Annotated in this window: 11 protein-coding genes; all 11 read right to left on the bottom strand. The window is 41.2% G+C overall.

The window, feature by feature from the left end:
* Positions 1–3: 3 nt before the first annotated feature.
* Positions 4–897 carry an outer membrane protein assembly factor BamD gene (locus ACFIKO_RS03715; RefSeq protein ID WP_375619631.1) on the bottom strand — a complete coding sequence of 298 codons (894 nt, stop codon included), beginning with the start codon at positions 895–897 and terminating at the stop codon, positions 4–6.
* A gap of 158 nt (positions 898–1,055) precedes the next feature.
* Positions 1,056–1,940: a UDP-3-O-acyl-N-acetylglucosamine deacetylase gene (gene lpxC / locus ACFIKO_RS03710; RefSeq protein ID WP_375619632.1), complete on the bottom strand. Its 885-nt coding sequence runs from the start codon at positions 1,938–1,940 to the stop codon at positions 1,056–1,058.
* Positions 1,941–2,153: 213 nt separating this feature from the next.
* Positions 2,154–3,926, bottom strand: coding sequence for a cell division protein FtsZ (gene ftsZ / locus ACFIKO_RS03705; protein ID WP_375619633.1), 1,773 nt, complete (start codon positions 3,924–3,926; stop codon positions 2,154–2,156).
* A gap of 63 nt (positions 3,927–3,989) precedes the next feature.
* Positions 3,990–5,291: a cell division protein FtsA gene (gene ftsA / locus ACFIKO_RS03700; RefSeq protein ID WP_375619634.1), complete on the bottom strand. Its 1,302-nt coding sequence runs from the start codon at positions 5,289–5,291 to the stop codon at positions 3,990–3,992.
* On the bottom strand, positions 5,288–6,199 hold the full coding sequence (locus ACFIKO_RS03695) for a cell division protein FtsQ/DivIB (protein ID WP_375619635.1): 912 nt from the start codon (positions 6,197–6,199) through the stop codon (positions 5,288–5,290). Before ACFIKO_RS03695 ends, ftsA begins: the two co-directional genes overlap by 4 nt.
* A complete protein-coding gene (locus ACFIKO_RS03690; protein WP_375619636.1) occupies positions 6,187–7,107 on the bottom strand; it encodes a D-alanine--D-alanine ligase in 921 nt (306 codons plus the stop codon). The genes ACFIKO_RS03695 and ACFIKO_RS03690 overlap by 13 nt, the downstream gene beginning before the upstream one ends.
* Before the next feature lie 238 nt (positions 7,108–7,345).
* A complete protein-coding gene (gene murB / locus ACFIKO_RS03685) occupies positions 7,346–8,323 on the bottom strand; it encodes a UDP-N-acetylmuramate dehydrogenase (protein WP_375619637.1) in 978 nt (325 codons plus the stop codon).
* On the bottom strand, positions 8,301–9,728 hold the full coding sequence (murC, locus tag ACFIKO_RS03680) for a UDP-N-acetylmuramate--L-alanine ligase (protein ID WP_375619638.1): 1,428 nt from the start codon (positions 9,726–9,728) through the stop codon (positions 8,301–8,303). Before murC ends, murB begins: the two co-directional genes overlap by 23 nt.
* Positions 9,712–10,848 (bottom strand): undecaprenyldiphospho-muramoylpentapeptide beta-N-acetylglucosaminyltransferase, encoded by a 1,137-nt coding sequence (gene murG / locus ACFIKO_RS03675; RefSeq protein ID WP_375673306.1) that lies wholly within the window; start codon positions 10,846–10,848, stop codon positions 9,712–9,714. Before murG ends, murC begins: the two co-directional genes overlap by 17 nt.
* The gene (locus tag ACFIKO_RS03670; protein ID WP_375619640.1) at positions 10,841–11,995 is read right to left on the bottom strand and encodes an FtsW/RodA/SpoVE family cell cycle protein; all 1,155 of its coding nucleotides are present in this window, start codon (positions 11,993–11,995) and stop codon (positions 10,841–10,843) included. The genes murG and ACFIKO_RS03670 overlap by 8 nt, the downstream gene beginning before the upstream one ends.
* A 144-nt stretch (positions 11,996–12,139) precedes the next feature.
* Positions 12,140–13,534: a UDP-N-acetylmuramoyl-L-alanine--D-glutamate ligase gene (gene murD, locus ACFIKO_RS03665; RefSeq protein ID WP_375619641.1), complete on the bottom strand. Its 1,395-nt coding sequence runs from the start codon at positions 13,532–13,534 to the stop codon at positions 12,140–12,142.
* Between the last annotated feature and the right edge of the window lie 4 nt (positions 13,535–13,538).

Here is a 13,538-nt window from a genome sequence, read left to right as displayed (position 1 = left end):
GAATCAACGTACCCTCTTCTTATCACCACCTAAAGCATTTGAGATCCAAGAAGATTTATGCTCGCGTGGCGATATTTTATTCTTCTGCAAGAGATTATAAGAAAATTTATACCACTCACTTTTGGGATAGTTACGTCCTAAAATAGCTGCTGCCGTCTGTGCTTCCGCCGTTAAGCCGAGAGCAAGATTAACCTCAGTCAAACGGAAAAGTGCTTCTTCAATTTGATTTGTATCGGAATACTCTTCAACCACGGTACGAAACCGTCTACTTGCCGCAAGGTAGCGCCGCCCCTCTTCATAATAACGGCCAATCTGCATTTCTTTGCCAGCCAGCTGTTCGCGCCCAAAACGTATTTTATCTTTAGCATCCTTGACATATTCAGAATTAGGATAACGCTCTATAAGGAGCTGCATAGCAGCAATAGCGCGTTTCGTATCACGTTGATCACGCGTAACATCAGGAATCCGACGGAAAGAAGAAAGACCAATAATATAATACGCATAAGCCGAGTCAGTCGACCCTGGATAAAGAGTAATATAGCGTTGAGCCATACTAATTGAATCATCATACTTTCCGAGTCGATAATTAGTAAAAGCCCCCATGACTAAAGATTTACGCCCCCAGTCTGTATAAGCATACTGCTTTTCAATCTTCAAAAACTTCTTTGATGCATCCCCAAGCTTCCCACTCTCAAGGCTAGCAAGCGCCTGATTATATAAAACATCTGGTGGCTCTATTTTCAAAACATAAGCAGATGGATCAAGGGTATTTTTCTCTTTAAAGAGGCATCCCGCCAACATACAGGTGCTTCCCAAAAGCACCACCCCCAATATCTTGCGTACAATGTTAGATTTTCTATATGTCATATTTCCAATGCACACATGAGATTTTTTCATAGTTTTTCCGGCCTCCACAGAATATCACCTTGTAGCAAAAACAAGTTATAAAAGGTCTTATACCATATCACTTTAAAATCCACATAACCAATTTAGCAGTTTAGGTCAATCATCCCCTTAAAAATCAAATAAACGATAAAAAAATCTTGTCAATTTTTTTACTCTTTCTCTAAAAAGCTTTTTTCGTAATGTGATTCGTCTGCCAAAACAGCCTTCACCAATTGCGCATTAATTCTATGTCCACTACAATAAGAACGAAATAATCCAATAAAAGGCGCCCCAAGCAAAGCAGTATCACCAATCGCATCAAGCATCTTGTGCCGAACACATTCATTCTCCCAATAAGGACCACCGGGATTTAAAATTTTATCATTAAGATCGATAACAAGAGAATTTTCCAAAGAAGCGCCTCTCGCCTTTCCAGAAAGCCTTAATTTTTCCACGTCTTTGATAAAACCAAAAGTGCGCGCACGTGACAAATCATCTCTGAACCCTCGTGTGGTAAGATCAAAACTGAAATGTTGCTTACCAATAGCAGGAGAAGGAAAAGAGATCATTATATCAAAACGACGTCCATCGAATGGCAAAAGCTCTGCAACACCATGAGCTCCTTCAACCCGCAACGGTTTTTTTATAATGAAATAAGAACGCAACGCATCTTGCTGTACAATGCCAACGTCTTCAAAAGCTTGGCAATATAGCCACGCTGAACCATCCAAAATAGGAACCTCATTATGTGACACTTCAATAATAAGATTATCCAAATTATAAGCAGTAATTGCTGCCATCAAATGTTCAATTGTTTCAACCCTTACATCTCCATCTCCAAGTACCGTTGATAATTCAGTTTCTCCTGTTTGGGATGCATGGGCTTGAAATATTTTCTCTGTTCCATCTAATCCACAACGCTTAAAAATAATACCACACCCAACATCCGCTGGACAAACCTTTACCACTGACAAACAGCCACTGTGAACGCCAATCCCCTTAAATATTACTGCTTTTTTAAGAGTAGACTGATATTTTGGCACCAAATTTATCATATTATTTTATTGAATTGCTTTTACATCTTTTAACAAAAGTTATAAAACTATAAAAAGTATTCATAGTAAATAATAAAAAAACCGCTTACTATAAGCGGTTTTTTTAAAAACAAAGTATTTTATCCCAAAAATAGCAATATATTTTACTGTATAATTTTTGACTGATCATCAAAGAGGTAATAATTTTTCTTACTTTGCCTCATTTTTCATCAATTAATTTGCCTGACGACGTAAAAATGCTGGTATTTCCAACTGATCTTCTTCACTTATAAAAGTACGCTGATCTTGTGGTACCTGAGGGTGCAACTCACCAGAACGACGTGGAACATAAACAGAAGAATCTTGAGAAAGCGCCTGAGAATTTTTATTGTAAACATAAGACTCTTGCTGCTGAGACGATCTAACAGCAGGCTCCAGCCTCGCTTCTGGCTCTTCTTCTTCACGATGCGTTAAGCTCTGTTTCAAACGCTGCCAAAGATTACGAGGACCTTGATCAGTCACAGATGTTCTTTGACTTTGTCCATGAGCAACAGGAGGAAAATCCTTTAACTCAGGCATACGCATTGGAGAGCGCGCTTGCATTTGTTGTATTTGTTTTGGTTGCACTAGCTTTTCTTTTTGCTTCACAACCTCTGTCATCTCATCAAGAACATGCGCTGTTGCCTCCATACTCACAGGAGCCGTCATAGCCTGTTGAGAACCACGACTTACTTGCATACGAGGCACATTTGATCTCTGTTCCTGAACAGCATTTGAACCATACGCAACAGCATTCGTCGCACTTCGTGTCGTCATTGCTTCTGTAGGATGTGCAAAAATTTGACTTTTGGGACGGAACTGTTCTCCGGTTGATTTAGCCTTCTCTATTTCAAGTGATTCGATTACTTCTACCATTGACTCAGAACGCAGTGGCGATGACTGAACATGAAAAGAACTGTGTGACGTTCCAGGATCACTCTTGCGCATTGAAGAAGCAGGCCTTTGAAGCTGAGGATGAGAGGACTGAACCACATCACTAACTTCACGATCAATACCGGTGGCAACCACAGAAACACGAATAACACCTTCCAATGACTCATCATCAATAGCGCCAAAGATCACATTCGCATCAGCATCCACTTCTTCACGAATACGATTAGCAGCTTCATCAACCTCAAAAAGAGTCATATCACGACCACCCGTAATAGAAATCAGTAAACCACGCGCCCCACGCATAGAGGTATCATCCAACAATGGGTTTGCAATAGCAGCTTCAGCCGCAGCCAAAGCACGTCCATCACCAGATGCCTCACCCGTTCCCATCATGGCTCGACCCATTTCGTGCATAACAGAGCGAACATCAGCAAAATCAAGGTTAATCAAACCCTCTTTAATCATCAAATCCGTAATGGAAGCAACACCCGAATAAAGCACTTGGTCAGCCATAGCAAAAGCATCAGCAAACGTTGTCTTATCATTTGCAATACGGAAAAGATTTTGATTGGGAATAACAATCAATGTATCGACAGATTTTTGTAATTCTTCAATACCAGCCTCTGCCGTTTTCATACGACGTGCGCCTTCAAATTGAAACGGTTTTGTCACAACACCAACAGTCAAAATACCTTTTTCACGCGCTGCTCGAGCAACAACGGGAGCAGCCCCTGTTCCAGTCCCTCCCCCCATACCAGCAGTAATGAAAACCATATGAGAGTCTGCAAGATGATCGATAATTTCATCAATACATTCCTCTGCCGCCGCTTGTCCAACTTCCGGTAAAGCTCCAGCACCCAAACCTTCTGTCACAGCTGCCCCAAGTTGGATAACACGTTCAGCCTTTGACATAGCCAAAGCCTGTGCATCCGTATTTGCAACAACAAAGTCAACTCCCTGAAGACCAGCATTTATCATATTATTCACGGCATTCCCGCCACCACCTCCAACACCAAAAACGGTAATGCGTGGCTTCAATTCCGCGATATCTGGCCGATGCAGATTAATCGTCATTTTCTTTTCCTTCTCATAAGACACCGCAAGCCAAAGCGATGAAATTTATCCAACTAGACTTAACTAAAAACTCTCACGCAACCACTGACCGACACGCTGAAAATACCCACGCGTGCCCATCGATAAATGATTTCCTGCCGCCTGCATTGTTTTTTCTTCAAAACCCACCAATTGCGGATAAATTAACAACCCAACAGCAGATGTAAACGCCGCCCCTTTTGCAAGAGAAGGAAGCCTCGAAATACCTAAAGGCCGCCCGATACGAACATTTCTTCCCAATATAGTACGTGCCATTTCTGGCAATCCTGTTAACTGGCTTGCTCCCCCAGTCAAAATAACACGTTTACCAATGATATGACCAAAACCAGAACGATTTAAACAATCACGAACCATTTCTAAAATTTCTTCAACACGCGCACGAATGATACGCCCAAGAACCGCACGAGGATATTGAATTTCACGCTGTTCACTCCCAATTTCTGCTACATTAATCATTTGCCGCTCATCAGCACTTGTTAAAAGTGCTGAACCATAAATAACTTTTAAACGTTCCGCCTCTGTTAGAGACATAGAAAATCCGCGCGCAACATCAAGAGTGACATGATGCCCCCCAACAGCAAGAGCATCCGCATGAATAAATTTTCCCTCAAAAAACACTGAAAATGTTGTTGTTCCACCACCAAAATCAATACATGCAGCCCCTAAATGCGCCTCATCATTCATCAAGACAGCAAGACCACTTGCAAAGGGAGTAGCAACCATTGCTTCAACACTCAAATGTGCACGATTAATACAAGTTTCTAAATTACGCAAAGACGCTGTTTCAGCTGTTACCACATGCACGTCAACCCCAAATGTTTCCCCTGCCATTCCGACAGGATCAGAAATTCCTTTATCTCCATCCAATACATAAGAAACTGGAACTGAGTGCATAACATGACGTTCAGCATCAAAAGCTTTACGTGAAACATCTGAAAAGGCCATACGCATATCACGCTTGGTGACTTCACGGCCATTCAAATGGACTTTTCCATTAATCAAAGCACTTTGTAATCGACTTGAGGAAAAATTCACAATCACTGAATCCACCACCAAACCAGCCATTTTTTCTGCCGCATCAACAGCCAACCTTATTGATTGTTCTGCTGCAAACATATCCATGACAACACCAGATTTAATACCGCGTGAACGCTGCACTCCAAAGCCTAGAATTTCCGTAGAATGTGTACGACCATGTAAATAGTGCGCATGCTTCAAAGGACGCAAACAGGCAATAAGACAAACAATCTTACTTGAACCGACATCAAGAACCGTTAAAAAACGTGTTTTACGCCCTCCCAGATGATGTGATCTAAGCAACATCATGGGTTTCCTGCCTTTCGTGCCTTTAAAATACGTTCTTCTTCTTCTACAGTAGCATGATAACGCTCCAACGTTTCATCTGATAAAGAAACAGTAATTCGATCAGCAAGACGTAAATCAACACTGAGAATATCGCGAGATAAAAGATCTTGCATTGTACCGGACGAAACAAGAGAAGAAAGCCTTTCAAGGGCACCATTTTCAGGCAACATAACGCGCATTCCATTATCCAAAACAAGATCCCAACGTCGATCACCTACCCGCACAAAAGCACGAATACGATCATATACTTCCGGATAGACTGACAGCGCTTGAATAAACACTTTAGCAGCATTTTGTGCACCCTGCCCAACCACAAGAGGTAAATCCCGAACAATTTCCCCTTTAAAGGGCACAATGACACGACCTGTATTATCAACAATATCCACTATGCTATCATGTTGCCAAATAGCATAGGGTTCACGCTCCACGATGGAAATGCGCATTCTATTAGGATAAATTTTCTGAACATTAGCCGATTGCACCCAAGCCTGTTTTTCCAAAAGAGAACGTGCTCTTTCAACATCAAAAGTGAATATAGAAGGCGCAACATCAAGTTTTAAAATTTTAAAAATATCCTGCTTTGTCAAACGCTTATTGCCGCTTATATCGACATGAGTGACCACAAAACTACTATCTAATATGATCGTGTTTACGATCACAGCCATCTGACCACTTGATGAAAGTCCATAAAAAGCCGTAACAAAGAAAAACCATACCACCGCAAAAGAACCGAAATGGCGTGGAATATGAATATTGACAAAAACAAACTCAAACATAAACCGGAGGAAACGACGATAAAGACGTGGCAAAGCCGGCACTGAAAGCACCTCCATCGGAACATTTGTTTTATTAACATTCAACGCATACATGATGCGTCCTCCACCATCCATTGAACAATATCGCCGTAAGTACGGCCGCTCGCTTTTGCAATATCAGGAAGAAGAGACGTCGATGTCATACCGGGTTGCGTATTAATTTCAAGCCAAACCAATTCTCCCGTTTTCTCATCAAAACGAAAATCAGAACGGCTAACACCTCGACACCCTATCGCCTGATGGGCTGCTAAAGACATTCTTTGCACACTTTGGTAAATATTTAGTGAAAGTTGTGCAGGACAAATGTGAAGAGAACCACCCATTTTATATTTCGAGTCATAATCGTAGAATGGAAAGTGTTTATCGGGAAGAATTTCACACACATCCAGCACTTCATTCCCCAAAACAGCACAAGTCAATTCACGACCAGGAATATATTTTTCAATCATCACCTCATCGGCATACCCCCACTCAGCTCCCCCAATACTATGCGGCGGTGCTGCTTCATTTTCCTGGACAAGGACAACACCAAAACTTGATCCTTCACACACAGGTTTAATTACATAAGGAGGCTCCATGGGATGCGTTTGTCCCAAAGCAAAGCGGCTCATGATACGAGAAGGAGCAACACAAACCCCAACATTTGCAACGATAATTTTTGCACGTCCCTTATCCATTGCCAAAGCGGATGCCATCACACCAGAATGGGTGTAAGGAATTTTTAAATATTCAAGAATCCCCTGGATCCGGCCATCTTCACCAAATGGACCATGCAATGCATTGAAGGCAATATCGGGCTGTAACTGTTCAAGAACAGAAGCAATATGCGCGTCAACATCCACGCGGCTCACGCGATACCCCTGCAGCTCTAGAACATCAGCACAAGCCGCCCCTGAAGATAAACTTACAGACCGTTCAGAAGAAAAACCTCCCATTAACACAGCTATATGTTTATCTCTCATAATAAATCACCCTCTTTCGCATACTATATGTAGTCTATATAAAATACATCAGCACCACATACAGAAAAAACAAGGTTTATCCTTGCGAATCAATAACCTAGCATTTTGCATAATGAATCAGACTCAAAAGCCTGATGCAAGAGATTCTTTGTTAATTTATTGATTCTTAATAGAAATTTTTTATTATCTCTTTGAAATGACTCAATTTTTTATTTGCACTTTTTTAGTGAACAATAAATCAATGAAATGGATCAAAAGGAGAAACACTTCGACCACGCTCAAATTGACCAATACGCTCTATTTCCCATTGTAAAAGGTGGGCTGAATTTGCAAAAACACGCGCACGCACTGTTTCTCCCAATGCTTCAAGATCATATCCTGTTGCTTTCCCTGTATTAATCATAAAATTACAGTGCATTTCACTCATTTGAGCGCCACCAATCCGTAAACCACGACACCCTGCTTCATCAATCACGCGCCACGCAGATCCATTCTCAGGATTTTTGAAAGTTGATCCTCCTGTCTTTTCACGAATAGGTTGTACTGTTTCTCTGTGGAGGGAAACTTCATCCATAGCAGCACGAATATCATCTTTATTACCGAGTTTTCCTTCCAATAAAGCAGCTGTAAAAATAAAATCTTTAGGAATATCACAATGGCGATAAGAATAATGCATATCTTTCAAACTCAAGATATGACGTTGCCCTTTACGATCCAGCGCATAGACCTCAACAACACGCGCTGCGGTTTCAATACCATTCGCACCCGCGTTCATTTTGAGAGCTCCTCCAAGAGCACCAGGAATACCATGATAAAAATGAAAACCTGCAATTTCTGCCTTTAAAGCAGCAGCAGCTAAATGTTTATCCGCCGTACCAGCACCAACTAAAAAGCCTTTTGGAGAAACTTGCTGCACTTGCCCAAAATTTTTTGGAGAAAGACGAATCACAACACCAGGAACGCCCCCATCACGCACCAAAAGATTAGAACCGATACCGACAATTGTTACAGGAACAAATTCAGGCAAATTTTGAAGAAAGAGAGCCAAATCTTCTTCATCAACAGGCTGATAAAAAAGCTCTGCCAACCCGCCCGTGCGAAACCACGTTACCTTACGCATTTCAACATTAGGTGTAAGCTTGCCTCTCACGCCGCCCAACAGCGGTTGCAGTTGCGCCAATAGCGCCTCACCATCAATGTGCTGAAAATTTACCATGACCATCCAATACCGCTAACTGATGAGGCAACGCGCAAGCCCATTGTGTGATATTACCAGCACCAAGAAAAATAACATAATCCTCTGCCTGAGCAAATTTTGAGACAAGAGACACGACATCTTCCAGACTATGTATCAAGCGCACATCACGATGACCCGCCATTTTAATATGCTCTACCAATTCTTGAGAACCAAATCCAATAATAGGCTCTTCACCAGCCGCATAAACGGGCGTAATCAACACTGTATCTGCATCATTAAAACAAGCAGAAAAATCATCAAATAAATGATACAAACGTGAATACCGATGGGGTTGTGCAATCGCAATAACACGCCCTTTTGCACTCTCACGTGCTGCACGCAAAACAGCCTTTATTTCAACAGGGTGATGTCCATAATCATCAAATATTTCAATACCTCGCCAACTTCCTGTTCGCGTAAAACGCCGTTTTACTCCGCCAAATTCTGCTAAACCCCTTTTTATAGCTTCATTTGAAATGCCTAGTTCATGCGCAATAGCAATCGCCGCCGTTGCATTAGCAACATTATGCTGTCCTGCCATGGGTAAAAGCAAATTTTTCAACTCAATCTTTCTTCCTGTTTTGCGTGAGCGAATAAGAACATCAAAATGCGTTTTTTGACCATGCATCGAAAGATTAAGAAAACGAACATCCGCTTGTGGATTTGCACCATAAGTGATCACCCACCGATCATCAATACGGCCCGCCAATGACTGAACCTCTGGATGATCAAGGCACAAAACAGCAAAACCATAAAAAGGAACATTTTCTACGAATTGCCGAAAAGCCTCACGCACAGCATCAAAACTTCCATAATGATCTAAATGCTCAGCGTCAATATTAGTAATAACAGCAATATCAGCAGGCAGCTTTAAAAATGTACCATCACTTTCATCAGCTTCAACAATCATCCAATCGCCATCTCCTGTACGAGAATTCGTACCATAAGCATTAATAATACCGCCATTAATCACCACTGGATCAAAATGACCAGCATCAAGAAGAGCTGCGACCATTGATGTGGTCGTTGTTTTACCATGTGTACCACCCACCGCAATTGCACGCCGAAACCGCATCAGCTCCGCCAGCATTTCTGCACGTCTGACAAGCGGTAAATGTCTTTCCTTTGCAGCAATATACTCAGGATTTGTTTTTTTAACGGCAGTAGAAAAAACAACAACCTCTGCATTTCCTAAATTTTCAGCACAATGACCTATATAAACATTAATTCCTTTTCTCCGCAAACGTTCAACATTTGCACTCTCAACTTGATCTGACCCTTGAACTTTATAGCCAAGATTATAAAAAACCTCCGCAATTCCACTCATACCGATCCCCCCGATTCCGATAAAATGGATAACACCTATATCAAGTGGCATTTTCATTAAAAAGCTCCTCTTTTATATCTGACAACAATCGCCCTGCAATTAAGGATTCAGCCATATCAGCAAGGCAAAGGGTTGCATGAGGTTGCCCAACTTTTTTTGCAGCAAGCGCTTGTTTTTCTAATAAATGGGGCGCACAACAAGCGTGCATTAAAAGAGAAGAAAGCTTTTGTGCATTTAAATCTTTTTCTGATACAATTTGTGCACCACCTACACGAGCAAGCAAAGCTGCATTAGCGGCCTGATCATGATCTAAAGCATGGGGATAGGGAACAAGCAAAGCAGGTCTACCAATCACCGCTATCTCACAAACAGATGAAGCCCCAGCGCGCGACAAAATAAAATGGGCATGTGCCATACGTTCAGCCATATCATCAAAAAAAGGAGCTACCTCTGCTTGTACACCCATATCACGATAGATTTTGATCAACCCTTCTGCTTCACCTCGGACTTGCTGCACAATTCGTAAACGTTTACGATTCTTATCATCGAATAAAGCAATAGCTTCTGGAACAATATGTGAAAAAGCAGAAGCCCCTTGGCTACCTCCAAAAATTAAAAAATGAAATGGCTCTTCACCAGTTGAGGAATGATAAGGAATTTTAGCCGCCTTCAACACAGCCTCACGGACAGGATTCCCCGTCAAAAGTATTTTATGAGCATAAGCGCCATTTGGCGACAACAAACCACCAGCGATTGCACGCACAAAAATTGCCAACACCCGATTGGCACGCCCCATAACAGCATTTTGTTCATGAATAAATGTTACACGCCTCGTTAAGGCCGCAATAAAAAGAGGAGGAAAGCTCGGATACCCCCCAAATCCTCCAACAAGAACAGGACGTAATTTATAAAACAACGCCAACGATTGCCCCATACCCCTTAGCAAAGACCAAAACGTCTTTATCAGAGCAAAAGGATGGCGTCGTATAAATGTTGCCGATGAAACGATATGAATATGCTCTTCATCAAAGCACCGAACAAAAGGTCGTGCTCTTTCATCTGTTATTAAATGAACATCATATCCACGCCGCCTTAATTCAACAGCAACTGCTTCAGCAGGAAAAAGATGTCCACCTGTACCACCAGCCACTAAAACAATAACTTTTTTATCATTCATAAGGGGTATCCAAGACAGAAGAGGAAGAAAAAGCTGAAAGGCGTGCTTCTGGCCAACGACGTGTTAAACTGAGCAAAATGCCCATTGAAAAAGCAATCGCCACCATTGAAGAACCACCATAAGAAATAAAAGGCAATGTCATGCCTTTTGGAGGAATTAAGTGAAGATTAACGGCCATATTAATAGCTGATTGAAAGCCAATCATCATTGCTATGCCAGTAATACCAAGACGTATAAAGGAATCACGTGTATTCATGGCTATATACAATGAACGCATAACGATAAAGCCAAAAAGCATCATAATTAACAAACAAAGAATAATACCATATTCTTCAGCAGCAACGGAAAATACGAAATCTGTATGGCTATCAGGAATGATACGTTTTACTGTTCCCTCCCCAGGACCTTGCCCAAACCAACCACCATTCAAAATAGCCTCACGTCCTACATCCACTTGAAAAGTATCCCCTTCACCTGTCAAAAAACCATTGATACGCTCACGCACATGATGCAGAAAAAGATAAGCTAAAATAATTCCTACAACGCCTAAAATGAGAAAGAGAAAAATAATGGTAAGAGGTACACCAGCAATAAAAAACAGCCCCCCCCATGTTGCACTTATTAAAACTGTTTGTCCAATATCAGGCTGCAAAACCAAAAGCACACAACAAATGGCATAAAGTAGAATCGCTAACGTATAACCCAGAATTCCCCTCCTGCGTATCTGTTCTGAAAAAAGCCAAGCGGACATAACCACAAAAGCTGGCTTCATAAACTCTGAAGCCTGTACAGAAAAACCAAATAGTAGAATCCACCTCCGAGCTCCCTTTAATTCTGGACCAAAAAATAAGGTTGCAACCATAAGAGCAAGCGTTACTACGAGCAAAAGAGCACATAAACGACGAATATTAGAAAGCGAAAAAAAAGAAATGGTAACCATCGTAAAAAATGCTGAAATGCTAAAAATGATATGCCACCGAACAAAATAAAAACTATCAGCAATTCCGATTTTTTTTGCAATAATAGGGCTGGCAGCAAAAGACAGCATAATGCCAATTCCCATTAAAATTAAACAAGCTGCAAAGATAGAGCGATCAATCGTCCACCACCAATTAGCAATTGGATCTCTATCTGCACGCGTAACCATGGTATCCACCTTATCCATTTTATAAATTATCTCAAAGTGATATGGTTCCCCAGCCTATTTAACAAACACTTTAAAAACTAAATTACACAACAAAAGATTCTGGAGTCTTAACGCAAAAATATTTTTTTATAACTGATGCTTTTTTTATTGTAACTGCATCACAAAAGAGACAAATTCTTCGCCTCGCATTTCATAATTTTTAAATTGGTCATAACTTGCACAAGCAGGTGACAAAAGAACCGTCACCTCTTTTTCCTTACAACCCATTGCGTCAACAGCTGCTTCACGCACCGCATTTTTCAAAGTTAAGCTCATAGAAAAGGGAAAAGCAGATCCAATAGTGCGAGCAAATTCTTCCGCCGCGCTCCCAATCAAATAGGCTTTACGAATTTTAGGAAAAAATTCTCTAAGAGACTCTATTCCTCCCTTTTTTGCCTGTCCCCCAACAATCCAAAAAATATCATTAAAGGTGGAAAGCGCAGGAGCTGTTGCATCTGCATTAGTCGCCTTGCTGTCATTGATAAACAAAACCGCCCCCATTTTACGCACCTGCTGCATACGATGATCCAGCCCTTTATAACTTGCTAAATGCTTGTTTATAGAGGAATCGGTTATTTTTAAAGCCTGCAACGTTGCTAATGCCATAAGGGCATTTTGCGCATTATGACGTCCGCGCAAAGCAGTCATAGACGCCAAATCTGCAAGCATATGACGCTGTCCTTGACAAACAGAAAAGAGCTTAGTCCCATCTGCATAAAAACCATTTTCAACAAAATGATCCTTGGAAATTGCCCCAATTTTCTTCCCTTCATGAAGTAACTGTTGATATAAAACCCTACAAGCTGCATCATCAACTGAAATAAAAGCATGAGAAGCCTGAGCAATCAGATGCCTTTTGGTTTGCACATAACAGGCAAAACTCCCATGTCGATCAATATGATCAGGTGTTAAATTCAATAAAAGTCCAATGGTCGGCTGAAGAGAGGGAGTAAGATCAATTTGAAATGATGAACATTCAATCACATAGATACGTTTTTTAACAAATGGCTTAAGCGTCAATATTGACTTTCCGATATTTCCCCCCATCTGCACATCATAGCCCATTTTTTCCAACAAATGCGCAAGTAAAGCCGTTGTGGTTGACTTCCCATTCGTCCCCGTAATCGCAATGAACGGAACATCTTGGTCACAAAAACCATAATGCTGTAAAAAATGATGGCGCGCACGAACAAATAATTCAATATCACCGATAATTTCTATATTTTTTTTTCGTGCTTTTTCAACAACCCAATGGGGTTGAGGATAATTTAAAGGAACTCCAGGAGCTACAATCAATGCAACAAATTCTGACCAATCTTCATAACGGAAATTTCGCGTTGGAATATTGTGCCGAAAAGCCATTTGCACGCTTGAAGGACTATCATCCCACGCCACCACTTCTGCACCGCCACGCATCAATGCTTGTGCCGTTGCTAGTCCAGACTTCCCTAATCCAAATAAAGCAACTTTTTGCCCTTTATAACACGCAACAGAAATCAAAATC

This window comes from Bartonella sp. TS82HLJMH (genome assembly GCF_042193495.1).
Classification (GTDB): Bacteria; Pseudomonadota; Alphaproteobacteria; order Rhizobiales; family Rhizobiaceae; genus Bartonella; species Bartonella grahamii.
Note: the sequence above shows the minus strand (reverse complement) of the source record. Positions and strands in the feature narration are given on the sequence as shown.

Excerpts from the sequence above, each read along its gene's own strand:
- ftsZ (WP_375619633.1), bottom strand. The coding sequence starts at position 3,926 with ATGACGATTAATCTGCATCGGCCAGATATCGCGGAATTGAAGCCACGC.
- ACFIKO_RS03690 (WP_375619636.1), bottom strand. The coding sequence starts at position 7,107 with ATGAGAGATAAACATATAGCTGTGTTAATGGGAGGTTTTTCTTCTGAA.
- ACFIKO_RS03670 (WP_375619640.1), bottom strand. The coding sequence starts at position 11,995 with ATGGTTACGCGTGCAGATAGAGATCCAATTGCTAATTGGTGGTGGACG.
- murB (WP_375619637.1), bottom strand. The coding sequence starts at position 8,323 with ATGGTAAATTTTCAGCACATTGATGGTGAGGCGCTATTGGCGCAACTG.
- lpxC (WP_375619632.1), bottom strand. The coding sequence starts at position 1,940 with ATGATAAATTTGGTGCCAAAATATCAGTCTACTCTTAAAAAAGCAGTA.
- murC (WP_375619638.1), bottom strand. The coding sequence starts at position 9,728 with ATGAAAATGCCACTTGATATAGGTGTTATCCATTTTATCGGAATCGGG.
- ACFIKO_RS03695 (WP_375619635.1), bottom strand. The coding sequence starts at position 6,199 with ATGTATGCGTTGAATGTTAATAAAACAAATGTTCCGATGGAGGTGCTT.
- ftsA (WP_375619634.1), bottom strand. The coding sequence starts at position 5,291 with ATGATGTTGCTTAGATCACATCATCTGGGAGGGCGTAAAACACGTTTT.
- murG (WP_375673306.1), bottom strand. The coding sequence starts at position 10,848 with ATGAATGATAAAAAAGTTATTGTTTTAGTGGCTGGTGGTACAGGTGGA.
- ACFIKO_RS03715 (WP_375619631.1), bottom strand. The coding sequence starts at position 897 with ATGAAAAAATCTCATGTGTGCATTGGAAATATGACATATAGAAAATCT.